Genomic DNA, 26,773 nt, shown 5'->3' on the forward strand with positions numbered 1-26,773 from the left:
AAGGATGCGCAATCGGCTTATGGATATTCGGAAGTTAAGATACTTTATCACCGTGGCAGAAGAACTTCATTTTCACCGTGCAGCGGAAAAATTAAATATGACGCAACCACCGCTGAGCCAGCAGATTCAGAATTTAGAGGATGAGCTTGGCGTGAAGCTGTTGGAGCGCACGAGGAAAATGGTTCGTCTTACCCCGGCAGGTGCCGTATTTCTGGAACAGGCAAGACTGATCATGGCCCAGCTCGAACGATCTATTCAGCTTACACAAAAGGCAGATCAGGGCATCATCGGGCATATAACCATAGCCTTTGTGGATTCGGCTTCGGGGAGCATTATGGTGGATGTTCTTAGGAAATTTCGCGCTGCATATCCGCAGATTGAATTGACGCTGCGTGAGATGACTTCATCCCAACAATTGCAGGCACTGGAAGACGGACAGATCCATATTGGATTTTTGCGATATCAGGAAGATACTCGTCATGTCTCGTTCCGTCCCTGTCAGATGGAAACGTTGATTGCCGTATTGCCAGATCATCACCCGATGGCTTCTCAGACTCAAGTTTCAATTCGAGAACTGGCGGACGAAGATTTTATTTTATTCCCACGGCATCTGGGTTCTCCGTTCCATCGTCTCGTTCTGGATTATTGCAGGGAGCATGGCGTAGATCCTCGAATTACACAGGAAGCGATCCAAATGTATACGATTGTGAATCTCGTTGCGGCGGGCATGGGCATTTCCATTGTCCCGTCATCTGTGGATGTGTTCCAGCGAAAGGGTGTAGTCTTTCTCCCATTAGAAGAAAATCCGCCCTCCGTACCGTTGTACACGGCATGGCGGACGGATATGAATCAGGAAGTGGTATCCCGTTTTATGAACTTTGTTGATGAATGTGTTTAACCCGTCTTGGCTGGATCACGCTCAATCCACGGATTCAGTATTTCATCAATACGAGACATGATCGCAGGGTCCAGTTTCACACCAGAAGCTTTTACATTCTCCAATACCTGCTCTGGCCGGGATGCACCGATAATGACGGAACTGACATACGAATGTTGTAGAACCCACGCCACAGCGAGTTGGGGGAGAGTTAGACCAATCTCTTTAGCGAGTGGAACAAGCTGTTGCACAGCGGTAAGAACATCTTCACGTAACCACTGACCAGCCAGTTTATTGAAAAAGGGTGCTCCTGCCTCAGCAGCTGCGCGTGATCCGGTGGGCAATGCTGCGTTAGGCGCATATTTGCCTGATAGTATACCCTGAGCAAGAGGAGACCATGTGATCTGTCCCAGCCCTGCTTGATCGCTTGCAGGTACGACTTCTTGCTCAATCACACGCCACAACATCGAATATTGGGGCTGACTTGCAATGAAGGGGATATGAAGTTCCTTCGCCAAAGCGGCTGCTCGTGCAATCTGATCCGCGTTCCATTCACTTACGCCAATGTAATGAACTTTGCCCTGACGCACCAGATCGGAGAATGCCAGAAAAGTCTCTTCCAGCGGAGTATTGTAGTCATAACGGTGAGCGTAATAGACATCGATATAATCAGTCTGTAGCCGCCGCAATGAACCATTGCAGGCTTCTATGATGTGTTTACGTGAAAGTCCGCGGTCGTTATGACCTGTGCCGGTTGGGTGACAGACTTTGGTGCATAGTTCAATACTTTCTCTTCGTATATCTTTAAGTGCCTGTCCCAGTACGGACTCTGCCTTGGTATTGGAGTACACATCTGCGGTATCAAATGTGGTAATACCTGCATCCAATGCGGTTCGCACACAAGCTTCTGCAATTCCATCCTCGACTTGTGCTCCATGCGTAATCCAATTGCCGAGTGAAATCTCACTGACGGTTAATCCACTGTTTCCTAATTTGCGATATTCCATTCATGTCGCCTCCCTAAGTCATCTGGACTCCATTGTAACAATGGCAGATTAATAGGTGAAATATCTTTTAACCTCATCTTTGATACGAAAAAAGTATCAGTGAATCTATATTTTCTCCTGGAGGTATTTGCGATAGAGAGCAGGCGTAATTTCTTCGAACTTTTTGAATATTTTGATAAAATATCCCGATTCATTAAATCCCAGCTCATCACTGATCTGTGAGACAGGCATGTCGGTGACCTCCAGCAATTGTTTGGCCCACTTAATTTTGAGTTTAGCCAGGTAGGTTGTGAAGTTTTCACCCGTTTCCTTGGCAAACAGTCTGCTGAAATAACTCGGACTCAGGTGGCATAGATCGGCCATTTGTTTGAGTGAAACTTGTTCACTTTTGTGACTGTGAATGTATTCAAAAGCAGGCTGAAGTACCGGACTGGAGCTTTCCGTGTCACTTGGGCTATTTTTGAGATAAGCATCCGCTATCGCATTGGTCATCTCTTTTTTGATCGACTCGATATTACGAATGGAGTAACCCGGCAGAATGGTGGAGAGGTTTAGAGTCTCCTGATTGCCTGAAGCTTTCTCGAACATTTCAACTAACAGATTTTTGTTGAGCGCTTCTTCCACAATGTAGTTGCAGAGCAGGGATAACATGTTAGAGATTTTCACAATCTCTTCATAGGTCATCACAGGCAGCTGGGCGTAATCATCCTTTAATTCCTCCAGCTTGGCTGCATGCATGGGTACGTTTTTGGACGTGACAATTTGCTCCAAGTCGTTACCCTTTTCCGGATCGGCGAGTTTCACTTGTCCTGCCATGACGGCGCCGATATATTTGCCATCAATCGTGATTGGAATCGCGATATCAATAATATTGAAATGGCATAAATACACATAAGGTTCATTCAAACGGACCGCTTCCAGACCACCGCGTGAATCACATTTTTGGCAGTAGGGGAGAAGATCCGGGTCTTTACGGACATTCTGGCAGAAAGCCTGACAGCTGCTGTGACTGGTTACGGGAATGCCTTTATAATCAACGGTGAGGATCGCCAGTTTGGTTACTGTTGCGAGAGAATCTTGTAGGCGCTTCCATTTATTAAGGTCCAGAATTTTATTGATATGCAGATATTCTTTGATCATTGGGGCAACCTCCATAGGCTAACCAGATTCATAATTTAGGCCGTTAAAAGTTAGCAAGTTGTACATATTAAGATGTAATGATGACGGGTAATGTATAATGGGAGGTCAAAATTCAACCATCTCATGACAATAAGATACCATGATTGTGCCAAAAAGCAAAAAATTACGATTGTAAATTATAATAATTTGTTATCAAAGTCCACTGTAAACCTGTTGCTCATGCGTTATATTAAGGTCAATTGTAAGAAATTAAAATTTGATGTAATCACTACACTATTTCATATCCTTAGGAGGCATATAATATTATGAGAAAAGCATTTATCAGCCCAACTAAATATGTACAAGGCGAAGACGAGTTGTTGAACCTGGGGTACTTTGTTAAATCCTTCGGAGAATCTGCTTTGCTGATTGCACATCCCGATGATGTACAGCGTGTCAAAGCAAAGCTGGATGCAACAGCCGAGAAATTTAATATTACGTTTGTTGAAAGCGGTTTTAAAGGGGAATGTTCCCGTGAGGAAGTTGCTCGTCTGCAAGCGATCGCGAAGGAAAAAGGATGTGACTCTACCATCGGTCTTGGTGGCGGTAAAGCCATTGATGCGGCCAAATGTGTAGCAGAAGGCGAAGCACTGATCATCTGCCCAACGATTGCGGCAACAGACGCACCGACAAGTCACTCCGCTGTATTGTACACACCGGATGGTTCTTTTGATGACTATGCTTACTTCAAACAAAGCCCAAGTGTGGTACTCGTTGATACAACGGTAATTGCTAATGCACCAACACGTTTCCTCGTATCCGGTATGGGAGATGCGCTCTCTACATACTTCGAAGCAAGAGCAACAGCGAAATCCTATTCCCGTGTAAACGCAAGTCTGCCAATGGGTTCCCGCGAAGGATATACCCCATCTGCAGTAGGTACCAATGCGGCGCTTGCACTGGCAAAACTGTGTTATGAAATGCTGCTGACTGACGGTGCAAAAGCAAAAGTAGCCAGTGACAGCAACGTCGTGACTCAGGCGCTGGAAAACATCGTTGAGACCAACATTCTGTTGTCTGGTCTTGGATTCGAAAGTGGCGGTCTGGCCGCAGCACATGCAATTCACAACGGTTTGACTGTTCTGGAAGGCACACATCATTTCTTCCACGGTGAAAAAGTATCCTTCGGTACAATCTCACAACTCGTTCTTGAAAATGCACCAACCGAAGAGCTGCATGAAGTCATGGACTTCTGTCTCGAAGTGGGACTGCCGATCAGCTTGGCAGATATCGGTGTAGACACGATTAGTCAGGAAGAATTGTTGAAAGTTGCCGAGATCGCTTGTATTCCAGAAGAATCCATTCACGCTATGCCGTTCCCAATTACTGTTCCTGAAGTGGCTGCTGCCATTGCAGCGGCTGACCGCATGGGCCGTGAGTACAAAGCAGCTCGCCGGGAGGTAAAATAATGAAGAAAATCATTAACCAGGCCGAACATGTTGTTATGGAAATGTGCAACGGGATTGCGCTTGCACACCCGGAGCTTGAATTTCTGAAAAAATATAAAGTCATCAAACGCAGAGAGATTCAGGCCGATAAAGTCAGCCTGATCAGTGGCGGAGGCAGCGGACATGAACCGGCTCACGCTGGTTATGTGGGTAAAGGCATGCTGGATGCAGCGGTGTGTGGAGATGTATTCGCATCTCCTTCCCAAATCCAGGTGTATCAAGCGATCAAGGCAACAGCCAGCAACAAGGGGACACTCCTGATCATCAAGAACTACAGCGGCGACATGATGAATTTCAAGAATGCAGCACATCTGGCTGAAGAAGATGGCATCAACGTACAGTATGTACGTGTTGAGGATGACATCGCTGTACAAGACAGTTTGTATACCGTTGGGCGTCGCGGCGTTGCCGGAACTGTACTGGTTCACAAGATCGCCGGAGCAGCAGCCGAAGAAGGCCGCAGTCTGGCAGATGTGAAATCCGTTGCTGAGAAAGCAGCTCAGAACGTGCGCAGTATTGGTTTTGGATTCACATCCTGTACCGTGCCAGCCAAAGGCACGCCTACATTCGAGATTGCTGAAGATGAGATGGAATTCGGCGTAGGGATTCATGGTGAGCCAGGGATTCGCCGTGAGAAATTGGTATCAGCGGATGAATTGGCAGGACGTATGGTCGAAGCATTGCTCGCAGACATGAAGCTGGATAAGGATACATCAGCTGAGATTGCGGTGCTGGTGAATGGTTTTGGTGCAACGCCAATGCAAGAACTATACCTGCTCAACAATTCCGTTCAGCGTGAGCTTGCTGGACATGCAGGTCTGAAGGTCGCTACTACGTTTGTAGGCAACTACATGACAAGTATCGATATGGCGGGTGCGTCGGTTACGATCCTGAAACTGGATGATGAACTAAAAACGCTGTTGTTCAAGGAAAGTGATACACCTGCATTTAAAGTATCCGGCCCTCCAGCAGCACAAGTGGCGTATTCCGAAGCGCTGGAAGCTGTTGTGGGTGAAGATGCTCCCGTATCTTACGAAGTGGAGACGGATGCATCAGCTGCGGTCATCAAAGGCAATCAATTTTCACTGGACAATGTCGTCTATCTGATCGATAAAATGGGTGAGATCATCATCAAGAATGAAGTACCATTCTGTGAACTGGATTCCCATGCCGGTGATGGCGATTTCGGTATGAGTGTGGCAAAAGGCTTCCGCCAGTTGAAACGCGAATGGAATCACATCATTAACGAAGATAAAAAAGACATCGGATCATTCCTCGATGCATGTTCCTTGGTCATCATGGAATATTGTGGTGGCGCATCCGGCCCAATCTGGGGTTCAGCATTCCGTGCGGCTGGCAAAGCTGTAGGGGATAAACAGCAATTAAACGTTGCTGAATTTGCTGAGATGATCCATGCAGCCGTGCAAGGGATTCAGTCCACAGGAGAACGTTCCTTCGGACGTGGTGCCGTTGTAGGCGACAAGACCTTGATTGATGCACTCGTTCCGTGTGCCGATTCCTGGACACAAAGTGCGGAGTCTGGCGATGACTTCAAAACAGCATTTGCCAAAGGTGCAGCAGCAGCCGTTGAAGGTGCGAAGAAAACCGAAGACATCGTGGCACGTATGGGACGTGCAGGTGCCGTCGGCGATCGTAGTCTGGGCTACCCGGATGCTGGTGCGTATGCGCTGGGTGTTATTTTCACAGAATTATCTGAGTCGATGAAATAAGAATGTTGGTGAAAAATTAACACATTTCGATGAGAAATATAAATGTATAAAGAGTTCTTACCGCAAAAGAAGTATCACACAGTGATGCTTCTTTTTTTGTATTGAAATGTCGATTTGTATGCATATAAATGCATACAATGGAATATTCGGTTCATAATTTCGCCATGAATTAAAACAATTAGGTTGTTGAAAATACCTTCTAACTTGTTATAATATAACCTATTGATATTGATAATCACTATCATTTGTTGTTTTGTTACTCAGCACTACCGTGAAAAGGGGTTAAGTTTATTCTCTAAATTTACGTCGGAGGAGGTATATGATACTGAGTTTATCCAACACAGTACGCTGCGTGGGAATCCAAATTTTCTAAATCTAGGGGGATATAAATTACATGAGAAAGTCTATTTCTTCAAAATTAATGTTTATCATGGTTGCGTCTTTAACGTTGGTGTTGGCAGCTTGTTCAAGTAATGAACCTGCTACGACGGATACTGCGAATACAGAGGCTGCAACTTCCGATGCTGCTACTACAGCTACAGCCACAACAGTTGAAATTACGGATGCTCATGGAACGGTAACTGTGCCTGTAAATCCAACGAAGGTTGTTGCTCTGGATAACAGAACATTTGAGACTCTGTCCACTTGGGGTGTCAAATTAGCAGCAGCGCCGAAGGATGTAATGCCTGCGGATTCACCATATGTAGCGGATGAATCGGTACAAAATATTGGGAATCATCGCGAACCAAATCTTGAACTATTGGCTTCGATACAGCCTGACCTTGTCATTGTTGGTCAACGATTTGCTGGCTTCTATGAAGACATCAAAAAATTAGTGCCTAATGCAGCAGTGATTGACCTTAATATTGAGCTTGAAGAAACAGCATCACCTGGAGATAACTTTGTTAATGGCCTTAAAGATGCAACAACCAATTTAGGGAAAATTTTTGAGAAGCAAGAAGAAGCTAGCGAACTGATTGCTGATTTTGATAAAGCTATTGAAGAAGCTAAGGCCGCTTATAACGGTGAAGATAAAATTATGAGTGTTGTCGTTTCTGGTGGAAACATCGGTTTCTCGGCTCCGCTTACTGGACGTGTATGGGGACCATTGTATGATATTTTCGGCTGGGTTCCGGCACTAGAAGTGGACAAATCTTCTTCTGATCATCAAGGTGATGATATTTCTGTTGAAGCGATCGCCCAAAGTAATCCGGATTGGATTTTCGTACTGGATCGGGATGCAGCTGTATCTGCTGAAGAAGGTGCCGTTCCGGCTCAGGACGTTATTGATAATTCACCCGCTCTGAAAAACACCACTGCTATTACTCAAAAACAAATCGTTTATGCTCCAAACGACACGTACACCAATGAATCCATCGAAACTTTCTTGGAGTTGATTAACAACCTTACGAAAGCTTTAGCTAAACAGTAAAAAGGAGTATGCTGCAGTGCAGAAAAATTTAATACCAAAATTAGCTGGGGTTGAGAATTCTCAACCCCAGCGTCATCACCCGAAAAAGCTATGGACTATACCTTTTATCATTGCGATTATAGCCACTATTATTTTAGGCATTACATCACTGCTTATTGGAGTCTATGACATACGAGGACAAGCCGATGGAATGGAGATGTTCTTCATTACTCGTGTCCCACGAACTGTTGCATTAATGCTTACCGGTGCGGCCATGGCAATGGCAGGACTGGTCATGCAGCTTATTACACAGAATCGCTTGGTAGAACCTACGACAACAGGAACAATGGAATGGTCAGGTCTGGGGATCATGTTTATTTATCTGGTCTTTCCTGCTCCGAGCTTAACGCTAAGAATGACTGGTGCAATCATTTTTTCTTTTATAGGAACGATGATTTTTTTTATGTTTCTAAAGAAAGTTAAACTCCGTTCCTCTTTGGTTGTCCCCATTATTGGGATGATGCTTGGAGCAGTCATTTCTGCATTTTCAACTTTCGTTGGGCTTGTATTCCAAATGACTCAAAATATCGAAAGCTGGTTTGCAGGCTCCTTTTCATCTGTGCAAATTGGCAGGTACGAATATTTATGGCTCATTGTATTGGTGACTATTCTTATTTTTGTTTTTGCTGATCGTTTGACCTTAGCCGGACTAGGGGAAGATGTCGCTACCAGTCTTGGCGTAAATTATGACAGGATCATTCTTTTGGGTACTGCGCTTATTTCACTAGCCGTTGGAATCGTTGCAGCGGTCATTGGGAACTTGCCTTTTCTAGGGTTAATTGTCCCCAATATCGTTTCCATGTTTAGGGGTGACGATCTCAGGAGCAATTTGCCATGGGTGTGCTTATTAGGGATGGGCAGTATCATTGTGTGTGATATCCTGTCTCGTGTCATTATCATGCCTTTTGAAATACCTGTCTCCATGATCCTTGGAACAGTGGGAGCCGTCGTATTTATTGTCATTTTGTTAAGACAAAGGCGGTCAACAAGGAGGGTAAGATGAGCGACTTAGCAAGTAGAAATCCACTAAATATCGAAATCGATTCTAGCCGTCGTCCTAAAAAAAGATCAGCTAGAGCCTTCCGTACCAAGAAAGAAGAAAAGCGTTATTGGATTTTGCTGATAACATTAATTGTTCTGGGCGTTTTTGCATCGGTTGGACTACTGGTTTATAACAATCCCGTCCCGGTGTCGTCACCTTCTTTTATACCTGTTGTTACAAGAAGGGTAGTCGCTCTGGTTTCAATGCTTATCGCTGCAATTTGCCAAAGTTTATCCACGGTTGCTTTTCAATCGATTACGAATAACAGAATTATAACTCCGTCCCTTTTAGGTTTTGATGCTATTTATTCAACCATTCATACGAGTACTATATTTTTCCTTGGTGCTACGGTATTTGTGAATTTTAGCGGTGTTGATTCCTTCTTATATCAAGTTGCTGCAATGGTCATCATGTGTTTGATTCTTTATGGATGGCTACTTTCCGGAAAATACGGCAATTTACAACTTCTGCTTCTGGTCGGTATTATCATTGGGACCGGGCTGAGATCCGTATCTTCGTTTATGAGAAGACTTCTTGCACCGTCCGAATTTGATATTTTGCAGGCAAGAATGTTTGCTTCCGTGAATAATGCGGATTCTGCCTATTTCCCGATTGCGATTCCTATCGTCATCATTGCAGCAATTCTGCTGCTTGCTAATGCCAAGAGGTTAAATGTATTGTCGCTGGGTAAGGATGTCTCGACTTCCTTGGGAACTAAACATCAAAGTAGTGTGATTTATACGCTGGTCCTGGTTTCCATATTGATGGCCATTTCGACGGCTTTGGTTGGACCACTTACATTCTATGGGTTTTTAGTTGCAATTTTGAGTTATCAGGCCGCGCAAACCTATGATCACAGATATGTTTTCCCAATGGCACTGGCGATAGGGTTTGTGATCTTAACCGGTGCATACTTTATTATGAATCATGTTTTCAATGCCCAAGGTGTTGTCTCCATTATTATAGAATTGGTTGGCGGACTAACATTTTTAATTGTGATTTTAAGGAAGGGTTCTTTATGATACAGATCAATAATGTCAAAAAAACCTATGCAGCCGAGGTAGAGATTGGCCCTTTGAATATTCATATACCCAAAGCCGGTCTTACTTCTTTAATTGGACCCAATGGTGCGGGGAAGTCGACGACACTTCTGATGATCGGAAGACTTTTGGATTTGGACGAAGGTCAGATCAAGGTTGCCAATATGGATGTTTCCACATCAAAATCAAGGGATCTGGCCAAGATTGTAACGGTTTTACGACAAGAAAATCATTTTGTCACAAGGCTTACCGTCAGACAACTTGCCGGATTCGGACGGTTTCCTTATTCTAAGGGAAGATTAACGGATGAGGATGAAGCTATTATTTCTAAATATATTGATTTTTTAGACTTAACTGATCTGGAAAATAGATATTTAGATGAGCTTTCTGGTGGTCAAAGGCAAAGAGCTTATGTCGCCATGGTTTTGTGTCAGGAGACGGAATATGTACTTTTGGACGAGCCTCTGAACAATCTGGATGTTGCTCGTTCTGTTCGGATGATGGAGCATTTGAGATATGCTGCTAATGAATTTGGAAGAACCATTCTGACGGTTATGCATGATATCAATTTTGCCGCCAAATACTCGGATCGAATATGTGCCATGAAAGATGGTCAAATCGCCGCTTTTGGAACCGTAGATGAAGTGATGGACCCCGAAATTTTAACAGATATTTTTGAAACGAAAATTGAAATTATCGATGGTCCGTATGGACCGATAGCGATCTATTAGCTATAAGTTTAATAAAAGGTCGGTTGAAAACAAATTTCAGAAAGTAGAGTGATTAATCACTCTGCTTTTTTTTATTAAAGTCGAACAAGACAGTTTGAAAGTTTATCTTAAAAACATCATAGAACGATAAGCCTTTACTAGAAGCATCTTCTTGCAAACGTTCCTTTCTCGATTAATAGCTATTTTCGCTCACAGAGTAGTCTTTTGGATATGAAAAGAGGATACTCTATGCCATAAATTGGCTTGAGGGTTCCAGATAGTGTAATCTTGAGATTATGAAAACTCATTTGAACGAGAAGGGATCGGGATGATTCAATGACGCAAAAAATCTATTATGACTCTGCTTACACAAGAGAGTGGCATACAACGATTACAGGCAGAGTGGACAAGGAAGATGGCGTATATGTCACGCTGGCGGAGACTGCTTTTTACCCGCATGGGGGCGGACAGCCTTGTGATCTGGGACGAATTGACGGCATCGCTGTTCTGGATGTGAACATTGAAGATGGCGAGGTGTGGCATAAGCTGGAACGCACCCCTGAAAAGACTGAGGTACATTGTGAGATTGACTGGGAGCGCAGATTCGATCATATGCAGCAGCATACGGGTCAGCATTTGTTATCGGCAATCACGCTAAAGCTGACTGAAGCGATGACCCTCAGTTTCCATCTTGGTACGGAGGTTGACACGATTGATGTGGCTGCGGCTGAACTGGGAGCGAATCAATTGACTGCCATTGAACAAGAAGTGAATCGTCAGATCTATCGTAACGCTCGCATCAACACGTCCTGGGTTACAACAGAAGAGGCGGCACAACTACCACTGGTGAAGCAGCCTACGGTAACGGAGGACATTCGCATCGTCGAGATCGAGGGTGTGGAGTATAACGCCTGCGGTGGAACGCATGTGTCGGCGACGGGTGAGATTGGGATCATCAAACTGTTGAAAACCGAAAAAGTGAAGGGCGGCACCCGCATTTATTTCAAGTGTGGAACAAGAGCGCTGAATGAATTCACATCCACACAAAACGTGCTCAATAGTATCATGGTAAAATTAAAGACCAGCAAGGACGAATTGTTGGAGCGCATTGAGAAAATGGAGCTGGAGCAAAAGCAGCTGCAAACCGAATTGAATGCAGTGAAAACAACCAATGATGCCTATTATGCGGAGGAACTTCTGGCCGCTCGGCAAGGGCTGGTGATTGCTCAGGTCTTTGAAGACAAATCGCTCAAGGATATGCAGAGTCTTGCTACCAAGCTGACGGCAGACCATGAGGGGCTTGTACTCTTTGCCAGCATCTCAGAGGCCAAAGTTGTTCTGGCACAGAACGGACAGCCGCCCGAATGGGCCTGTGGACCTTTCTTTAAAGGCAATCTTGGAGCCTACCAAGGCAAAGGTGGCGGCAGTGAAAAGATAGCTCAGGCAGGCTTTGCCAGCAGCGAAGATGCGCTCGCCTTTTATGAGTTCACCAAGGACCAGTTGGGACATCACTGATTCGCATTTCCCTTTATGAGACACGCAGGTATTGAAATATGAGTAAGGACAAGCACGTCACATTGTGGCGTGTTTTCCATTGCCAATAGTTGAAGGAGGTTGGAATATGACAGAACGAATTCCGTGTATACGGGAAGGGTGTGCAAATACCATTTTACCAGCAACAGCGGCGAAAACGGGTGGTTATTGCATGCCTTGCAAGCAGGAGATGGAACGCGCGGAGCGCCAGAGATACATTGAAGCGAATCGACGTGACGTGAACTTGTATGCAGGTATCACAGACCCGGTCGAAATTTTGAAAATCATGCACAAACCTCAGGTTCGCGATCCACTAATTCGTTATACACCCTATGAACAATGCGAGGAACAGGTATATCTATCTTTGTCTGTAGAGCAACAAGATCAGATGAAGGATTACGCGATGCAACGGATTCGTATAGGTGATGAAGATACGGGCAAAGACATTCTGGTATATCTGGTCTGCTACCATGATATATCGTTGACTGCCGAAATTCCTGAGCTGCTGGAACAGGAGATCTATTATCCTGCCATTTTGTATAAAAGTGCCTCGGGTGAGGTTCGTGATCGTCTCTTGCAGCAGGTGAAGACCGATGATGTAAATCGGAACCACATATTGCTCATGCTGGCCCATATCGGGGATGATGTTGTTGTGCAGCAGTTCCGGCAGTGGAGACAGTCTCCGCCATCGTGGGCGAGTGAGTTGTACGTTGCACCAGAGCATTACGCCACTGAAGCGGGTTGGGAGCTCACGAAAGACGGGCAGCGCAGGGAATTATTCATCACCCCAAGTTATTCACTCTATAAAGTAAAAGATAATGAAGGAACTAACGTGGAATCATTCGGAGATTTATTCTCGTTGCTGACCCATAGTGCCAATTGCTGTCCATGGTGTGGTAGTGCTTTAACCACCTTAATTAGTCTGGATGTTAAGCATCCAGCTCTGAAGGACGTTTCTTGGCATACTCAGCAACTTCAAATCCAGACCTGCGTGATATGCAGCAGTTACGGTGTGGTTTACATGGAGGTGGAGGGAGCAGGGGAACCGTTATGGAGCTCACATAATGTTATGCCTATGGGAATGGACGAGATTGACCTGGACGACTATGGTAAACTTGCACCGGATGTTGGCCAGCAGTTTCGGATTGCGAATGCATCGCGTCATGCATTCCATGCCAGTGAATGGGCGATGGAGCCATCGCTATCTCAGGTCGGCGGACATCCGGGATGGGTTCAGGATGCGGAGTATCCAACATGTCCGAGCTGTTCCACGAGAATGAAGGCTGTCGCACAACTGGATTGGGGCGAGGTTGAGAAACATGGTGAGGGCATGTATTACATGTTCATATGTGAGCCGTGTCAGATGACCGCCGTATCATACCAGCAATCTTGATAGTGGAAGCTAGTATAAAACATTATAAGCAATTATAAGCAGTCATCTTATTAATAATATTACACCGCTGTTAAGGTTGGAATGACAGTAGTAGACAGACTATAACAAAGGGGCATCCCGAAGTTCTTGGAACTTCATGGGATGCCCCTTTGCCCTGCGCAGGATGGATGGGAGATATCTTTGCTACAGTTAGCCGGTTATGTTATTTATTTAGCCGCCAGAGTGAGAATGGGTTTTTTTTCTACATGCAGAGGCCGCTTGTCGTACTCACACAGTCTAACGAACCTAGCACATCTTATTGGGTGAATTTGCAGCACTGTAGAATTCTAACGAATCGTAGCCACGGTATTGCTTCTATTGGCAAGGTTTTATGAAGCAAATCAGAGGTTTTTTCTGTAATAAGACTGCTGAGATTCGTTAGAATTTCATATGGTTGTTTTAATGCAACATAAGGTGCGTCCGATTCGTTAGCGCTTGGCACAAACCCAAACCTAAACTCACCCCATACATACCACCCGCACATTACGGCCTACACCATACGTTCCGCACATTACCACCTAAGTTACTAATTCGGCGTATGTACCTCTTCACTACACCCGTCTACAAGTCCGCAGATGCCTGCTTCAGCAATCCCGCCAGCCATTCATAATCAGGCGTATCTTTTTCCTTGAGTTTGATCGTTTTTCGTTCTTCCGGGCCTTCAAATATCCCATCGGGGAGATCAAGTCCAGTTGCATTGAAGATGGTGAAGGACATGGCTTGTTTGGAAGGCGAGATAACCGCAGCGTACTTTCCGTTTTTTAAAAAATGAGGTTTCTTGTATTGTACGCGTTCTTGTACGTCAGGGATGGTATCATGCACCAACTGGCGCAATTGTTCAGCGACTTGTATTTGCCAGGGGATCTGAATCTGTTCAATAAACGCAGTAACTTCTGCATTCTTGGTCATACTTGTTCACCCTCCGTATGGATCTGATTGTGTGTTTCCCATTCTGGTCTTAGGATTCCCATCATTAAACGGTCGTAACGCTTACCATCACGAAATACAGCTGAGCGTGCCCGACCTTCCAACTGAAAACCAACCTTCTCATAGGAACGGATTGCTTTGGCATTGTAGGCGATGACATCAAGGCCAACCCGGTCCAGATTCATCTCATGAAACGCATATCGTAAAATAAGATTCAACGCTTCCGTGCCATATCCCTTGTTGCGATGTTTGGCAAGTCCGATGCCAATGGCAAGCTGTCCGCAGCGGTTGTTCCATTCAATGCTATGAATGACGACAAAACCAATCAGCGTATCCTCTTCATGCGTGCGCAGTCTGAAGTAAACTTCCTTGTTCTTCGTTTCGCCCTCATCTTCCAACTGTTTCTCTGAATAGGGAATGGCAAGATCAGTATCCACATTCCGAAGGTACTCCGGGTCTTCGTTCCATTGCAGCATCGTCTGCACGTCTTCAGGACGTGGTGGCGTCATCTTTAATCGTTTGCTATAAAACAGGTTGTCCGTTGTTAGTGTCATAGGGGTCTCCTTTAAATTAAGTTAAGCTTGCTTCACCTTAGTTCCACGTTTAACTCTATGTATATTTCGCAATAGACCTCGCCCCTTTGGCATCTGATAGCCTCATCATACTGGAAATTACAGGTGAATCACAATAGCGTATTTTAGTGGATAGAAGTAACCTCTTGTCATAAAACCTAACACGGTAGTAAGATGAAATGATTGATATACATTCAGTGATAAAACCAATAAAAATGTCGGCGGGAGTGGTACGTTATGGAGATCAAAGTGGATGATTTGAGTGGAGTACAAGTTAAGGCTTTAATTGCAGAGCACCTGCAAGGGATGGCAGCAGATTCGCCTCCAGAGAGTATTCATGCGTTGAATCTGGATGGACTCAAGAAACCCGAAATCACTTTCTGGTGTGCTTGGGAAGGGGACGACTTGCTCGGCTGCGGGGCTATCAAAGAACTTGATCCAGAGCATGCAGAGTTGAAGTCGATGCGTACCGCTTCGGCTCATCTGAGAAAAGGCGTAGCGAGAAAAATTTTGGCTCATATTATGGACGTTGCAGTAGAACGTGGTTATAAGCGAATCAGTCTGGAGACGGGTTCAATGGATTCGTTTATCCCGGCACGGAAGTTGTACGAAGACTTCGGATTTGAATATTGCGAACCATTCGCGGATTATACATTGGACCCGAACAGCACGTTTATGACCAAAACAATCTAAAATGATCTACATGAGAAACCAGAATTCTGTTTTTTTACAGGATGCTGGTTTTTTTATTTTGCAACATATCGTACATTTTAAGAGTTGGAAAACGAGTAGAATAAACTCAATAATACAGCATTAAAAGCAACGTGGTCTTGTGACGAAGAGGAGGGAGTTGTCCATGATATACTGGTGGTTTGATCATATGAATCCGATGTTTGCTGTCTTGGTGTTATGTCCCATCATTGCTGTGGTGCTTGGAGTATGCAGTTTTTTTGCCAAATGGTTTAGACTCTGGGTAGCGCTGATTATTTCTTTTATGCTGCCTTTGTTGTATATCGCGAGTGATCTTTCAACATGGGGGAGTAACATAGGCGCTTGGTTCACCTATGGGGCAGGGTACATTTTGCTAACCTGGATTGCACACAGATTGCTTCGTGCCATTGTGGGGTATAAAACATAGGTTATGTCCATATATGTTTGGGATGAATTGGCCATAAGGAACTTCTGGGCTGATTGATGGACAATAGGGTATACTGGACATTATGTCTATGAAACAAGACAGCATTACAGACGTTTTTTACATCAGGAGGACTTGAATTGGCTCAGACAGAAGGAACACTACAGAAGAAGCTTAAACCAAGACACATCAGTTTTATGGCTATGGGTGGTGTCATTGGAACGGGAATTTTTAAAGGCAGTGCAGAGACGATTGGACTCGCAGGTCCGGGCGTTATTGTCACGTACATTTTTGCCGGATTATTGCTGCTGGTTGTTATGGCCGCGATGGCGGAGATGGCTACGGTGTACAAGAACAAAAATATGAAAGACTTCGTGCAGGAGGCATTTGGTAGCAGAGTATCCTTTGTTATGGGATGGATGTACTGCTTTCTATGGTTATCGGTGTGTGTTATTGAGGTGATTGCCGCCGGGAGCTTTTTGCAGTATTGGTTCAGTGAAGTACCGCTGTGGATGCTGAGTCTGGCATGTGCGGCGTTCATTATACTGGTTAATCTGTTAAGTGTAGGTGTGTTCGGGGAATTTGAGTTTTGGCTGGCCGGGATCAAAATTGCCATGATCATTATTTTTATTTTCCTGGGTGCAGGGTTGATCTTTGGCATTATCCCAAGTGACAACACGCCATATCTGCAAAATTACACGCAAGCGGGAGGGTTCTTCCCGAACGGTTGGTCATCGATCTTCTCGGCACTGCTTGTGGTCATGTTCTCTTATGGGGGATCGGAGCTGATTGGTCTGACCCTGACCGAGACGGAAAATGCAGAAAAAGTGATGCCCAAAATCGTGGGCAATTTCATGCTCAGAATTATTCTGTTCTTCACCTTGCCGATTCTCATCATCTGTGGTCTTATCCCGTGGAACGAGATTGGGCCGGAAAGCAGTCCGTTTGTACAAGTGCTTGCCTCCACGGGACTGCCGGGAGCAGCACACATAATGAACTTTATTTTGGTGACGGCAGTTCTGTCTGCTGCGAATTCAGGGATCTATGGTGCATCCCGGATGATGCACTCCATGGCAGTGGGCGGGGAAGCTCCGAAGGCATTGTCAAAGACAAATCGCAGCGGTAGCCCGGTAAATACCTTGCTGGTGTGCGCGGCTGTATTGCTCGGAGGTTCCATGCTTGGCCTGTTCGCGCAGGATCAACTGTTCCGTGTATTGCTCGCCGTTCCGGGGTTTGTCGTAATCCTTGTGTGGATCTGTATTGCCTCATCACAGTTGAAATTGCGGAAGAGATATCCGGTTCAACCGACCTTCAAAGTTTGGGGATTCCCTTACATAACCGGAGTCGTGGTACTATGTCTCAGTGTGATTGCGGTGATGTTTGTGTTTGATGAAGGTAATCGGTTCAGCATTAGCATCTGTCTTGCCGTACTTGCGTTGCTGATTATCTGGTCCCTGATTCGATTCAGGAAGACGAATGGACGAACAGTTTAATATTTGTGACATTCAAATGTAGAACACCTCAACATCTCGGCGCTTACGTCGGGGTGTTTTTTTCTATCAATTTTCACTGCAAGGAACCGAAAAGAATTCTTCGAAGTTTATCCTAAATGTAGCTCCAATAAACAAAGCTACCACAGCCATGATAGCGTTTTTATGTTAACCCAATATTTTCTTGCCTAATTCGACATATTCGTTTACTATTTTCCCATACATAGTGCTTCAAGCATGCGTTTTTTGGGTAGCGCCTAGTCAAAAAGGCTTGGGTTCACGGGAGAGGAAGAGGAGCGGATGATTGGTTTTTTTAGAAAACGTTTGGTTGTGCGCATTGTTGCAGTAGTCACACTGGTCATTACGATTATAGCCGTTGGAAGCATGCTGTTACAGGTGGCCAATATGAAACTAGCTGCGCAGGAGGCCATTTCGAGTTACAACATCCAGATTGCTCAGAGTTATGTGAATCAGCTGGATACAGCATCTTATGCCGAGTTTGCCAAGGACCCCAAGGAGAATGACGAATTCGTGAAGATTCGTGATGAACTGGATGACTTTCGCGTAAGCATTGGTGCAATGTATGTGTATTTCGTCAAAATAGATGACAAAGGTACGCCACTTATTATGGTGGACGGTATGAAGGATGCAGATAAAGCCTCGCCGATTAATGAAGTAACGGATGTCCCTCAGGAGGCTGTGCAGAAGCTGCTACAGGGGCAAACAGCCAGTTCTTCGATCATTAACAATGAGGAGTATGGCGACTATATTTCCTCATACGCTCCCATGCTGGATAGTAATGGCGCTGTAACAGGTGTAATTGGTATCGATACGGCGGTATCGGTGATCGGAAGCATTGAATCGGATATTATGAAATCGAGTATCCCTTTTTATGCCTTGTTGCTTTTAATTACACTTATAGGTATTGCTGTTGTCACGTGGTTTATCGTAAGAGGACTGCGGCCACTTCAACCGCTGAAGGCGAGTGTGGAAAAAATGGCACAGGGTGAGCTCGCAGAAGCGAATCGAATTCTGACGTCGTATCGTTTGCGCAGCCAAGATGAGATTGGAACAACATATCAAGCGATGATACATATGTCCGGGAACTTGAATAAGATTGTGAGTAACATGGTTGAAGGCGTAGCGGTAACCACAGATATTTTATCAGAATCAACGAAGGAATTTAATCGCAGTACCGAAGAGATGCTTGAGATGGGCAAGACGGTTGATCAATCTGTCGAACAGATTAGGCAGGGTGCACATACGCAGAAGCAGGGTGCAAGCGATAGCGCGCACGCGATGGAAGAGATTGCAAAAGGCATAACGGATATTTCCGAATCCTCGATGGTTGTATCGGATGCAGCAACAAGTGCGCTTTCCACGGCGGAGTCCGGTAAACAGAGCATGACAATGATGAAAACACAGATGGAGAGCATCTCAAATGTCTCAAGTGAAGTTGTAGCGATGGTTCAGGTGCTGAACAACTACTCCCAGGAAATTGGGGGTGCCCTGCACACGGTTCGTGATTTTGCGAGTCAGACAAAGCTGCTTGCGCTTAATGCATCCATAGAGGCAGCACATGCAGGAGAACACGGCAAAGGTTTTGCGGTTGTGGCGGATGAAGTTCGGAAGCTTGCTGAGGCCTCAAGCACATCCATGGAACGGATCTCCGACTTGTTGCTTCGTATTCAACAAGAATCACAACAGATTGGCTCACAGATGGGGGTTACTGCAACCGAGATTGGACAAGGGGTTACAATTACCGCAGAAGCGGAGCAAGCTTTCGCCCATGTGGTTGATGCGTTCCAACTGGTGACCCGTCGCATTCAGGAAGTCTCCGCTGCGGCAGAGGAAATCTCGGCAGGTTCGGAAGAGGCCGCAGCCTCCGTCAATACGATCTCGCAGATATCAGCCGGGGTGTCGGATCATTCGGATGAAATCTATCGCTTAATGCGTGAACAATCGGCTATGTTCAACAGGGTGGCGCAGACCTCCACCATGTTGGAGCAGCAGACGAACGAAATGAGTGAAGCCGTACGTAAAGTGAAAGTATAGTTTGAATAAGGTGTAGTAATAGTAACACAAGAGATAGTCAGAAAAGTGTTCCACTCCTGGAGAAGTTGGTGTTCATCCCAAACTTCCTTCAAAGGGTGGAGCACTTTTTTTTAGATTTAAACTTTTAAATGATCCAGCTCTATCGCCTGTCTGAAGCGTTGGGCGAATCGTTCTGCGGCTACGGCGGACTCCTTGGACTCCGTCTGCACGAAGCCAATCTGCATTTTCGGTTGATCGATTCCAGCGATCTCCACCATCTTCACCAGACCTTCTTTCCATAATGGATTTTGGTGAAAGGAAAAGTCGTGACCAATCGTGGCGGCAATATCATTTCGTAATACCATATTGATGGCTTCTGAATTATTTGTTTTAAACAGAATGGACAGAGATCCATGATCATAGGTGAATTCCTTGATGAAGTCTTCGATGAAACCATCTCGATAGAGTGCCAGCTTGTGTTCTTTTAATTGATCCGGTGTAACGCGGCTGTGCTTGGCAAGTTCAGACAGGTGATGCGTACCGACGACCAGCTTGCCCGAGTACATGGGACTGAAGTGAAGTCCATCGAATTCCCGCAATTGTTTGGCATAGATCGCGATAAACCCCAGATGAGTTTTGTTATTGCGAATATCCTCGATAATTTCCATGGACCCTTTCTCTTCAATGGAGATATTAAGTTGCGGGTGCTCACGCTTCATATCCGCAGCAGATTGGACAAGATAGGGCATGACACTTGGAAAAGTAGCCACATGAAGCTCTCCGCTAAGAGAGGAGGCTTCTGCGTTCAGGGATTTCAATTCATCAATCCGCTGTAAAATGTCCAGTGCCTTGGCAATGAATTGTTTGCCTTCAGGAGTGGGATGAGTTCCCTGCCGCGAGCGTTCGAACAGGATGATACCCAATTCTTTCTCCAGACGATGAACCGATTGGCTGATCGCCGATTGTGTGACATGCAGATGCTCCGAGGCGGCGGAGAACGATTGTGTTTTTGCAATTTCAACGACATATTCGAGCTGTTCCAGATTCATGATTTCATCTCCGTTTAGCATTAATACAACTAATGTTAACATTAGTATCTATAAATATGAATAATACATGAACAGCGATATAATATATAGACAATCATACAAAGGGGATGAACTTCATGAAAGCAGCAGTATGGTATGCCCATAAAGACGTGCGTGTGGAAGAGCGGGAGGTTCCGGTTGCTCAAGCGGGTCAGGTCAAAATCAAAGTGGAATATGCGGGGATCTGCGGCAGTGACTTGCATGCCTATCATCATGGTGTAGGAATCCAAGAAGGCGAGAATCATCCGCTCTCAGGACAGAAAGCGCCGCTCACATTGGGTCATGAATTTGCAGGAACCGTAAGTGAATTGGGGAGTAATGTAAGCGGTGTCAGTGTAGGGGATCGAGTTGTGGTAGAGCCGTTGTACCATTGCGGAAAATGTGAGTACTGTATCCAGGGGCGTTACAACCAGTGTACTCAATTTGGATTCGTTGGACTGAATGGTGATGGTGGTTTTGCGGAGTATGTTGTTGTTGAAGCATACATGGTTCATCCCATACCGGATAACGTATCTTTCGAAGAAGGTGCGCTCGTAGAGCCTACGGCAGTAGCCTTTCACGCGGTTCGTCACAGCAAGCTGAAAGTGGGGAACAAAGTAGCCGTATATGGAGCAGGTCCAATTGGATTATTGACCATTCTGTCTGCCAAAGCAGCAGGAGCCTCTGAGATCTATGCAGTCGATGTATTTGAGGAGCGTCTGGACCTGGCAGCCAAGCTGGGAGCAATTCCGGTGAACAGTGCCAAAGTTAATGCAACAGAGGTGATCTTGCAACAATCGGGTGGCATTGATGTGGCTTATGAAGCAGCGGGTGTACAACCAACGATGGATAGCGCCATTGCGGTTGTCAAAAAAGGTGGAGAAGTTGTTGTCATCGCAGCCATTCCGAACCCGCTTCAAGTGAACTTCTTCGATCTTCTGGTCAAAGAAGCGAATCTAACGGCAACGCTGGCATATCGCCACATTTTCCCTGAAGTGATTTCATTGATTGCAGAAGGGTCGCTCGATGTGAAACAAGTCATCACCAAGAAAATCAAACTGGACGACATCGTTCAGGAAGGGCTTGAGCTGTTAATGAGCGACAAGAGTCATGCGAAGATTTTGGTGGAGATTGGCGGCTAAAAAAATCAATAGCGATGTATCATTTCAAATGTTATATAAGTTGAACTAAAATTTATTTACACTGACACTACGATGACAGAATAACCTTCCAATCGCTGTTATCCCCAGATTTTTTTCCATTCCCTTTTCTCGAGGGGAAATCCGGGGATAAAGGCGAACGCTTCGCTTTTTCAGGTTTTTTCTGTCCTCTCCGTTATCGTGTAAATGATTAGTGCAACTTATATAGTTGACATTTATAAACGTAAAACAGACCGTCATGAAGATGATCGGTCTTTTTTACACTTCATTCTCTGTTCGCAGATCCCGTGTTGCTGTTACCCTCCACTAGGAATCATAACGGTAGCAGATCGCCTTGCCCCCGTCACTCTCGGAGCTGAATTCTTTATCCTCTGTAAATCCAAAACGCTCATATAAACGGATGGCATTGACCATCTGACCGCCCGTATATAAATACACCGTATTTTTGCCCATTTCTTTGGCAGAATCAACGCATTGCTGGAGCAATACTCTGGCAATCCCGTGACCTCTCCATTTTGGATCAACACCCAACAGCCGAATAAACGGATAATCGATTGGCAATTCAAAGTTTGGATAAGCCTTGCGTGCTGTTTCGAATAATTGGACTGTACCGACAATCTGATCATCAATCTTCGCGATCCATAATTGCGTCAGGTATGGATTAACCACAGACTCTCTAATGTCTTTCAGGTAGGCCTCCCATCGTTCATTTTGCTCAAAAGTCTCCCGATACTCGGCATAACTTGCAACAAGGATATCTACAATCTCTGGATGGTCTGCTTCTGTGGCAGGATGAATCGTAACGGCAGCCGTTGTCATCTTTTAATTCCTCTTCTCTTATGGGTTAAGTATGGAATATAGTTTTCTTGCATTTTACCATAACGGATTCAATCCGATTTATTCAAATTTTCTATAGGTAACTCAGTCATTTCTATAGATCAAAGCATATCAGCGATTGAGCTGTGTGGAATATAGATGATTGCGATATTCGGTTGGCGTATTGCCTTCGTATTGCTTGAATATGCGCAGGAATAGCTTGTATTCGGAGAAGCCGCATTGTCCGGCAATTTCTTTTACACTGGCATTGGTGTTGAGCAGCAACTGTTTTGCCCGGCGAATACGTTCTGTGAGGATATAGGTTTTGAGACCGGTACCTTTCTCGCGTTTCACCATTTTGGAGATATAGTCTTTATTAAAATTAAAATTTTCCGCAATCTGACTCACCGTGATGTTCGTGTGCAGATGAATATCAACCCACTTGCAGATATGGTCCACAATTGCATTGTGTGGGCGATAATCCGCCTCTATATTCCGCTCCAGTTCTCTGAACAACAATAACAAAGCAGCGTTGGCTTCCTCCGGTGAGAAGGATGACACATGCAGTAATTGCTTGAATAACTGATTGGCCATGGAAGGTACCTGGATGGTGGCATGTGTCCTAAAGCGATTGAATTCTGCCTGCACGGCATCATAGTGCACCCAGTAGAAGCTCACGGGAGCATCGCTGATCTGGTAGCCATAGTGGGTGCGACCAGCGCGCAGAAATAACAGATCGTTGGCACGAACTACATATTGTTCCTCTTCTTCCGCGATGTACATCTCACCTTCCAGCATCAAAATGATCTCATGCACAGGCATGCTGCGTCTCATGTGGCTCCAGTTGCCGTCGGATATGAATTTGCCGCACAGGTAATGTTCCAGTGGCTTTTGCATAGGACGGATTTATCCACCTTTTCTTGGATTATGAGTCTGATGTAATTGTATTTTATTTGATAATATGAGGATATTCAAGCTCTAAATTGGATTGATGAGTATTAGTCTTGTAGCTAATAAAACGGATTTTACCCCTTAAGAATGAATGGATATCTATTACATCCCGAGAAGGAGTGAGTGTCATGATTGATACGAAAAAAGGATTTCTGGGACCGGAACATGTAGATCTGTTAAATGGTGTGTTCCAAACATCACAAGAGGTGGGGGAGCGTTACCTGTTATCGCTGGATATTGATCGATTCCTGGCTCCATGCTTCGAAGCTCATGGTTTACCTGCCCGAAAAGAGCGTTATCCGGGTTGGGAGGCACGTACCATCAGCGGACATTCCCTCGGACATTATCTGTCTGCCCTGGCTGTGACGTATCAGGCAACCGGGAATATCACGTTAAAAGAAAGACTGGATTATGCGGTTACCGAACTGGCGAGAATCCAGCAGACCACGGGGAGCGGGTATATCGGTGGTTTGTCCGAAGAACCTTTCCACATGGCTTTTCGAGCAGAGAATATCGGTGGGTTCAACATCGGTGAATACTGGGTTCCCTGGTACAGTGTGCACAAAATCTACCGTGGCCTGATTGATGCGTACAAACTCACTGGCAACGGACAGGCACTTGATGTAGTTACTCGATTTGCAGACTGGGCGGTTGAAGGTTTGCTCCCGATGACAGAAGAACAGATGCAGACGATGCTTCAAAGTGAACACGGGGGCATGAATGAAGTATTTGCACACTTGTATGGGATTACCGGCAAAGCCTTATATCTTGAGATCGCTAACAAGTTTACCCATCAATTGATCCTGAGACCCTTGGAGCACAAGCAAGACGATCTTCAAGGCAAACACGCCAATACTCAGATTCCCAAAGTGATCGGTGCAGCCGAAATCTACAATCAGGACCATACACATGAGAGTTATCGAACGGCGGCAGAGTTTTTCTGGAATACCACGGTGCATCATCGTTCTTACGTGTTTGGAGCGACGAGCATTTCGGAGCATTACGAAGCAAAGGGCATGGAGAGTCTTGGCATCAAAACAGGAGAGAGCTGTTGTACTCACAACATGATGCATCTAACGAAGCAACTTTTCGCCTGGAATCATGATAGCGCCTACATGGACTATTATGAAAACGCCATCTATAATCACATCCTCGGCACGCAGGACCCCGATACGGGGAACAAAACGTATTTTGCATCAACGCTACAAGGCCACTACAAAATCTATGGTACTCACGATACCGCTTGGTGGTGCTGCACAGGATCAGGCATGGAGAACCCGGGCAAATATGCCGAGGCGATCTATTTTGAGGATGAACAGGACCTGTACGTCAACCTGTATATCGCTTCCCAACTGGATTGGGCGTCACAAGGGTTATCTCTGAAGCTTGAAACCGACTTTCCTTATTCGGAAAAGGTAACCCTGACGATCACCGGAGGCAACGCCTCGGCTCATCTAAGATTACGTGTGCCCTCATGGCTGCAACAGCCAATGACGGCAACAGTTAACGGGGATACGGAACATCCGTATACACAGATGGAACCCGGCTATCTTTCCATCGACCGCACATGGACAACGGGCGATGTCATCACAATCACACTGCCGATGTCACTCCGCCAGTACACTTCCCGGGATGATGCCCACAAGGTGGCATTCCTGTACGGCCCGATAGTACTTGCTGGTGCACTAGGAAACGAGGGTCTTCCGGAGGATACGATCGTGGACGAAACAGCGCTGAATCCCAAGACTGCACCTGTACCTGTGATCTGGACGGAGCAGGAGGATGTACAAGATTGGATCAAGGTTGTGGATGCAGATACGTTAACATTTGAACTTAGCAAAGATGTTACTTCCACAGGCGAAGCCGTGAAGCTCATTCCGTTCTATGATGTGCATCACGAATTTTATACTGTGTACTGGCCGTTTAACGATGAAGGGGATGCGCTGGAGAAAGAGTTGAACGATATCACGATCGACAGGGTTCAGGCTGACGGTCAGCAGGATGAGATCGGACATCAACTGGATAGCAACTGCCGTGGGGAGCACCACAACGGTTCAACCACAGATGGCCGTAAGAAGTTGCATATGTGGCGAGAGGCTTTTGGCGTCAGTGGGGCTTACTTCAGTTATCAACTGGCAGTGGATCGTGAGGCAACCAATTATCTATGTGTGGCCTATTGGGGCGGAGATCATTCCACGTTTGGACGGGAAGGTACGTTATATGACAGACAATTCACCATTACCGTGGATGGAACACTCATTGGTGAGCAGCGAATTCATATGAATAAAATCGGCGAAGTGTTCTATGTGACCTATGATATTCCTGAGGCGGTTACATCAGGCAAAGATAATGTTACAGTGGTGTTCCAGGCGAAGGGCGACAATGGTTGTGCCGGGAAAGTTGTAGAGGTACGCACCACGCGAAGCAAACCGGAATCCATCTTTTCGTGATAAGAGGTATGGTGTGAAAAGGCGCAAACACAATGTTATAATGAAAATAAATTACGGTTAGTTGGAAGAGGAGGTTGGAAGTGTGGCAAAACCCGATAATAAAGGTACTTATAACTTTCAGGATTGGTTAACTTGGGAGGGGGCATGGGAATTAATTAACGGCAAAGCTTTTAATATGTCTCCAGCGCCCACTTCATTGCACCAGTTTATTGTGGGTGAGCTGCACTTCTCTTTGCGGACTTTTTTTCAGAATCGGAAATGTTTCGTGTTTGTTGCCCCTTTTGATGTGTATTTTAGCGAAAATGAACAATATGACCTACCAGATCAAGTTGTACAGCCTGATTTATCGGTAGTGTGCTCCAAAGACCAGATATCTAAAAATGGCTGTCACGGTGCACCTTCATTAATTATCGAGGTGTTATCGCCTTCGACTGCGTTAAAGGATTTTAACGAAAAATTTAACTTGTATCAGAAATATGGTGTGAACGAATACTGGATTGTTGACCCCGGCAATCAAACCGTCCATGTGTACACGCTGGAGGATGGCAGTTACCAGACCCGTCATCTGTATACAGAGCAGGAAACAATTCAATCAGTTATATATCCCGAACTGGTAATCCCGATGGATTCGCTTTTCAAGTTCAGGTAGTGCGAAGCGTCAACCTGTCTGCTACAGAAGAAGTAATAAGGCGGTTGTTTTCT

23 protein-coding genes are annotated in these 26,773 nt (G+C 45.3%); 16 read left to right on the top strand and 7 right to left on the bottom strand.

All coding sequences use genetic code 11. The features are described 5' to 3' along the window. Positions 1 to 19: 19 nt before the first annotated feature. Positions 20 to 898 (top strand): LysR family transcriptional regulator, encoded by an 879-nt coding sequence (locus tag MKY44_RS04660; protein WP_445670674.1) that lies wholly within the window; start codon positions 20 to 22, stop codon positions 896 to 898. Here the strand turns inward: MKY44_RS04660 and MKY44_RS04665 are convergent. Beyond that, a complete protein-coding gene (locus MKY44_RS04665; protein WP_341006191.1) occupies positions 895 to 1,884 on the bottom strand; it encodes an aldo/keto reductase family protein in 990 nt (329 codons plus the stop codon). The two genes, MKY44_RS04660 and MKY44_RS04665, sit on opposite strands and share 4 nt — an antisense overlap. Positions 1,885 to 1,989: 105 nt before the next feature. Further along, complete coding sequence (locus MKY44_RS04670; RefSeq protein WP_341006192.1) at positions 1,990 to 3,024, bottom strand: PocR ligand-binding domain-containing protein; 1,035 nt, start codon at positions 3,022 to 3,024, stop codon at positions 1,990 to 1,992. A 305-nt stretch (positions 3,025 to 3,329) separates the two neighbouring features. Here MKY44_RS04670 and MKY44_RS04675 point away from each other — a divergent pair, with 305 nt between their 5' ends. The 8 genes from MKY44_RS04675 (at position 3,330) to MKY44_RS04710 (ending at position 13,430) form a co-directional block, all read left to right on the top strand. Further along, positions 3,330 to 4,472, top strand: coding sequence for a glycerol dehydrogenase (locus tag MKY44_RS04675; protein ID WP_341006193.1), 1,143 nt, complete (start codon positions 3,330 to 3,332; stop codon positions 4,470 to 4,472). Beyond that, entirely contained in the window at positions 4,472 to 6,241 is a 1,770-nt protein-coding gene (dhaK, locus tag MKY44_RS04680; RefSeq protein WP_341006194.1) for a dihydroxyacetone kinase subunit DhaK, read from the top strand. The genes MKY44_RS04675 and dhaK overlap by 1 nt, the downstream gene beginning before the upstream one ends. A 394-nt stretch (positions 6,242 to 6,635) precedes the next feature. Continuing rightward, positions 6,636 to 7,673, top strand: a complete 1,038-nt coding sequence (locus MKY44_RS04685; RefSeq protein WP_341006195.1) for a siderophore ABC transporter substrate-binding protein — start codon at positions 6,636 to 6,638, stop codon at positions 7,671 to 7,673. Between the two features lie 16 nt (positions 7,674 to 7,689). Further along, a complete protein-coding gene (locus tag MKY44_RS04690; RefSeq protein WP_340015798.1) occupies positions 7,690 to 8,715 on the top strand; it encodes an ABC transporter permease in 1,026 nt (341 codons plus the stop codon). After that, on the top strand, positions 8,712 to 9,776 hold the full coding sequence (locus MKY44_RS04695) for an iron chelate uptake ABC transporter family permease subunit (RefSeq protein ID WP_062837495.1): 1,065 nt from the start codon (positions 8,712 to 8,714) through the stop codon (positions 9,774 to 9,776). The genes MKY44_RS04690 and MKY44_RS04695 overlap by 4 nt, the downstream gene beginning before the upstream one ends. Continuing rightward, positions 9,773 to 10,525 carry an iron ABC transporter ATP-binding protein gene (locus MKY44_RS04700; protein ID WP_341006196.1) on the top strand — a complete coding sequence of 251 codons (753 nt, stop codon included), beginning with the start codon at positions 9,773 to 9,775 and terminating at the stop codon, positions 10,523 to 10,525. The genes MKY44_RS04695 and MKY44_RS04700 overlap by 4 nt, the downstream gene beginning before the upstream one ends. A 315-nt stretch (positions 10,526 to 10,840) precedes the next feature. After that, positions 10,841 to 12,019, top strand: a complete 1,179-nt coding sequence (locus MKY44_RS04705; RefSeq protein ID WP_341006197.1) for an alanyl-tRNA editing protein — start codon at positions 10,841 to 10,843, stop codon at positions 12,017 to 12,019. A 106-nt stretch (positions 12,020 to 12,125) separates the two neighbouring features. Further along, positions 12,126 to 13,430: a DUF1963 domain-containing protein gene (locus MKY44_RS04710; RefSeq protein WP_341006198.1), complete on the top strand. Its 1,305-nt coding sequence runs from the start codon at positions 12,126 to 12,128 to the stop codon at positions 13,428 to 13,430. A 600-nt stretch (positions 13,431 to 14,030) separates the two neighbouring features. Here MKY44_RS04710 and MKY44_RS04715 read toward each other — a convergent pair. Then, complete coding sequence (locus MKY44_RS04715) at positions 14,031 to 14,378, bottom strand: DUF1801 domain-containing protein (protein WP_341006199.1); 348 nt, start codon at positions 14,376 to 14,378, stop codon at positions 14,031 to 14,033. Then, positions 14,375 to 14,950, bottom strand: coding sequence for a GNAT family N-acetyltransferase (locus MKY44_RS04720; protein WP_341006200.1), 576 nt, complete (start codon positions 14,948 to 14,950; stop codon positions 14,375 to 14,377). Before MKY44_RS04720 ends, MKY44_RS04715 begins: the two co-directional genes overlap by 4 nt. A gap of 255 nt (positions 14,951 to 15,205) precedes the next feature. Between MKY44_RS04720 and MKY44_RS04725 the strand changes: the two genes are divergently transcribed. The 4 genes from MKY44_RS04725 (at position 15,206) to MKY44_RS04740 (ending at position 19,648) form a co-directional block, all read left to right on the top strand. Next, the gene (locus MKY44_RS04725) at positions 15,206 to 15,661 is read left to right on the top strand and encodes a GNAT family N-acetyltransferase (protein WP_315938108.1); all 456 of its coding nucleotides are present in this window, start codon (positions 15,206 to 15,208) and stop codon (positions 15,659 to 15,661) included. 163 nt (positions 15,662 to 15,824) lie between these two features. Then, positions 15,825 to 16,106 carry a hypothetical protein gene (locus tag MKY44_RS04730; RefSeq protein WP_341006201.1) on the top strand — a complete coding sequence of 94 codons (282 nt, stop codon included), beginning with the start codon at positions 15,825 to 15,827 and terminating at the stop codon, positions 16,104 to 16,106. A 137-nt stretch (positions 16,107 to 16,243) separates the two neighbouring features. Beyond that, the gene (locus MKY44_RS04735) at positions 16,244 to 17,596 is read left to right on the top strand and encodes an amino acid permease (protein WP_341006202.1); all 1,353 of its coding nucleotides are present in this window, start codon (positions 16,244 to 16,246) and stop codon (positions 17,594 to 17,596) included. A 297-nt stretch (positions 17,597 to 17,893) separates the two neighbouring features. Continuing rightward, positions 17,894 to 19,648: a methyl-accepting chemotaxis protein gene (locus tag MKY44_RS04740; protein ID WP_341006203.1), complete on the top strand. Its 1,755-nt coding sequence runs from the start codon at positions 17,894 to 17,896 to the stop codon at positions 19,646 to 19,648. A 116-nt stretch (positions 19,649 to 19,764) separates the two neighbouring features. Here the strand turns inward: MKY44_RS04740 and MKY44_RS04745 are convergent, their stop codons facing one another. Next, on the bottom strand, positions 19,765 to 20,676 hold the full coding sequence (locus MKY44_RS04745) for a LysR family transcriptional regulator (RefSeq protein ID WP_341006204.1): 912 nt from the start codon (positions 20,674 to 20,676) through the stop codon (positions 19,765 to 19,767). Between the two features lie 116 nt (positions 20,677 to 20,792). Between MKY44_RS04745 and MKY44_RS04750 the strand changes: the two genes are divergently transcribed. Further along, positions 20,793 to 21,836 (top strand): 2,3-butanediol dehydrogenase, encoded by a 1,044-nt coding sequence (locus MKY44_RS04750; protein ID WP_338591189.1) that lies wholly within the window; start codon positions 20,793 to 20,795, stop codon positions 21,834 to 21,836. Between the two features lie 324 nt (positions 21,837 to 22,160). Here MKY44_RS04750 and MKY44_RS04755 read toward each other — a convergent pair whose 3' ends face one another. Further along, complete coding sequence (locus tag MKY44_RS04755) at positions 22,161 to 22,673, bottom strand: GNAT family N-acetyltransferase (protein ID WP_100527689.1); 513 nt, start codon at positions 22,671 to 22,673, stop codon at positions 22,161 to 22,163. A gap of 129 nt (positions 22,674 to 22,802) precedes the next feature. Further along, positions 22,803 to 23,567: a helix-turn-helix transcriptional regulator gene (locus MKY44_RS04760; RefSeq protein ID WP_341006205.1), complete on the bottom strand. Its 765-nt coding sequence runs from the start codon at positions 23,565 to 23,567 to the stop codon at positions 22,803 to 22,805. Between the two features lie 182 nt (positions 23,568 to 23,749). Here MKY44_RS04760 and MKY44_RS04765 point away from each other — a divergent pair, with 182 nt between their 5' ends. Then, positions 23,750 to 26,071: a beta-L-arabinofuranosidase domain-containing protein gene (locus MKY44_RS04765; RefSeq protein WP_341006206.1), complete on the top strand. Its 2,322-nt coding sequence runs from the start codon at positions 23,750 to 23,752 to the stop codon at positions 26,069 to 26,071. A gap of 82 nt (positions 26,072 to 26,153) precedes the next feature. Continuing rightward, positions 26,154 to 26,720, top strand: a complete 567-nt coding sequence (locus MKY44_RS04770; protein WP_253430640.1) for a Uma2 family endonuclease — start codon at positions 26,154 to 26,156, stop codon at positions 26,718 to 26,720. Positions 26,721 to 26,773 lie beyond the last annotated feature (53 nt).

The sequence above is a fragment of the Paenibacillus sp. FSL R7-0026 genome (assembly GCF_038004485.1).
Taxonomy (GTDB): Bacteria; Bacillota; Bacilli; order Paenibacillales; family Paenibacillaceae; genus Paenibacillus; species Paenibacillus xylanexedens_A.

Bases quoted from the DNA above. Each gene is read 5' to 3' on its own strand.
- MKY44_RS04660 (WP_445670674.1), top strand. From the start codon at position 20: ATGGATATTCGGAAGTTAAGATACTTTATCACCGTGGCAGAAGAACTT.
- MKY44_RS04665 (WP_341006191.1), bottom strand. From the start codon at position 1,884: ATGGAATATCGCAAATTAGGAAACAGTGGATTAACCGTCAGTGAGATT.
- MKY44_RS04670 (WP_341006192.1), bottom strand. From the start codon at position 3,024: ATGATCAAAGAATATCTGCATATCAATAAAATTCTGGACCTTAATAAA.
- MKY44_RS04675 (WP_341006193.1), top strand. From the start codon at position 3,330: ATGAGAAAAGCATTTATCAGCCCAACTAAATATGTACAAGGCGAAGAC.
- dhaK (WP_341006194.1), top strand. From the start codon at position 4,472: ATGAAGAAAATCATTAACCAGGCCGAACATGTTGTTATGGAAATGTGC.
- MKY44_RS04685 (WP_341006195.1), top strand. From the start codon at position 6,636: ATGAGAAAGTCTATTTCTTCAAAATTAATGTTTATCATGGTTGCGTCT.
- MKY44_RS04695 (WP_062837495.1), top strand. From the start codon at position 8,712: ATGAGCGACTTAGCAAGTAGAAATCCACTAAATATCGAAATCGATTCT.
- MKY44_RS04700 (WP_341006196.1), top strand. From the start codon at position 9,773: ATGATACAGATCAATAATGTCAAAAAAACCTATGCAGCCGAGGTAGAG.
- MKY44_RS04705 (WP_341006197.1), top strand. From the start codon at position 10,841: ATGACGCAAAAAATCTATTATGACTCTGCTTACACAAGAGAGTGGCAT.
- MKY44_RS04710 (WP_341006198.1), top strand. From the start codon at position 12,126: ATGACAGAACGAATTCCGTGTATACGGGAAGGGTGTGCAAATACCATT.
- MKY44_RS04715 (WP_341006199.1), bottom strand. From the start codon at position 14,378: ATGACCAAGAATGCAGAAGTTACTGCGTTTATTGAACAGATTCAGATC.
- MKY44_RS04720 (WP_341006200.1), bottom strand. From the start codon at position 14,950: ATGACACTAACAACGGACAACCTGTTTTATAGCAAACGATTAAAGATG.
- MKY44_RS04725 (WP_315938108.1), top strand. From the start codon at position 15,206: ATGGAGATCAAAGTGGATGATTTGAGTGGAGTACAAGTTAAGGCTTTA.
- MKY44_RS04730 (WP_341006201.1), top strand. From the start codon at position 15,825: ATGATATACTGGTGGTTTGATCATATGAATCCGATGTTTGCTGTCTTG.
- MKY44_RS04740 (WP_341006203.1), top strand. From the start codon at position 17,894: ATGATTGGTTTTTTTAGAAAACGTTTGGTTGTGCGCATTGTTGCAGTA.
- MKY44_RS04745 (WP_341006204.1), bottom strand. From the start codon at position 20,676: ATGAATCTGGAACAGCTCGAATATGTCGTTGAAATTGCAAAAACACAA.
- MKY44_RS04750 (WP_338591189.1), top strand. From the start codon at position 20,793: ATGAAAGCAGCAGTATGGTATGCCCATAAAGACGTGCGTGTGGAAGAG.
- MKY44_RS04755 (WP_100527689.1), bottom strand. From the start codon at position 22,673: ATGACAACGGCTGCCGTTACGATTCATCCTGCCACAGAAGCAGACCAT.
- MKY44_RS04760 (WP_341006205.1), bottom strand. From the start codon at position 23,567: ATGCAAAAGCCACTGGAACATTACCTGTGCGGCAAATTCATATCCGAC.
- MKY44_RS04765 (WP_341006206.1), top strand. From the start codon at position 23,750: ATGATTGATACGAAAAAAGGATTTCTGGGACCGGAACATGTAGATCTG.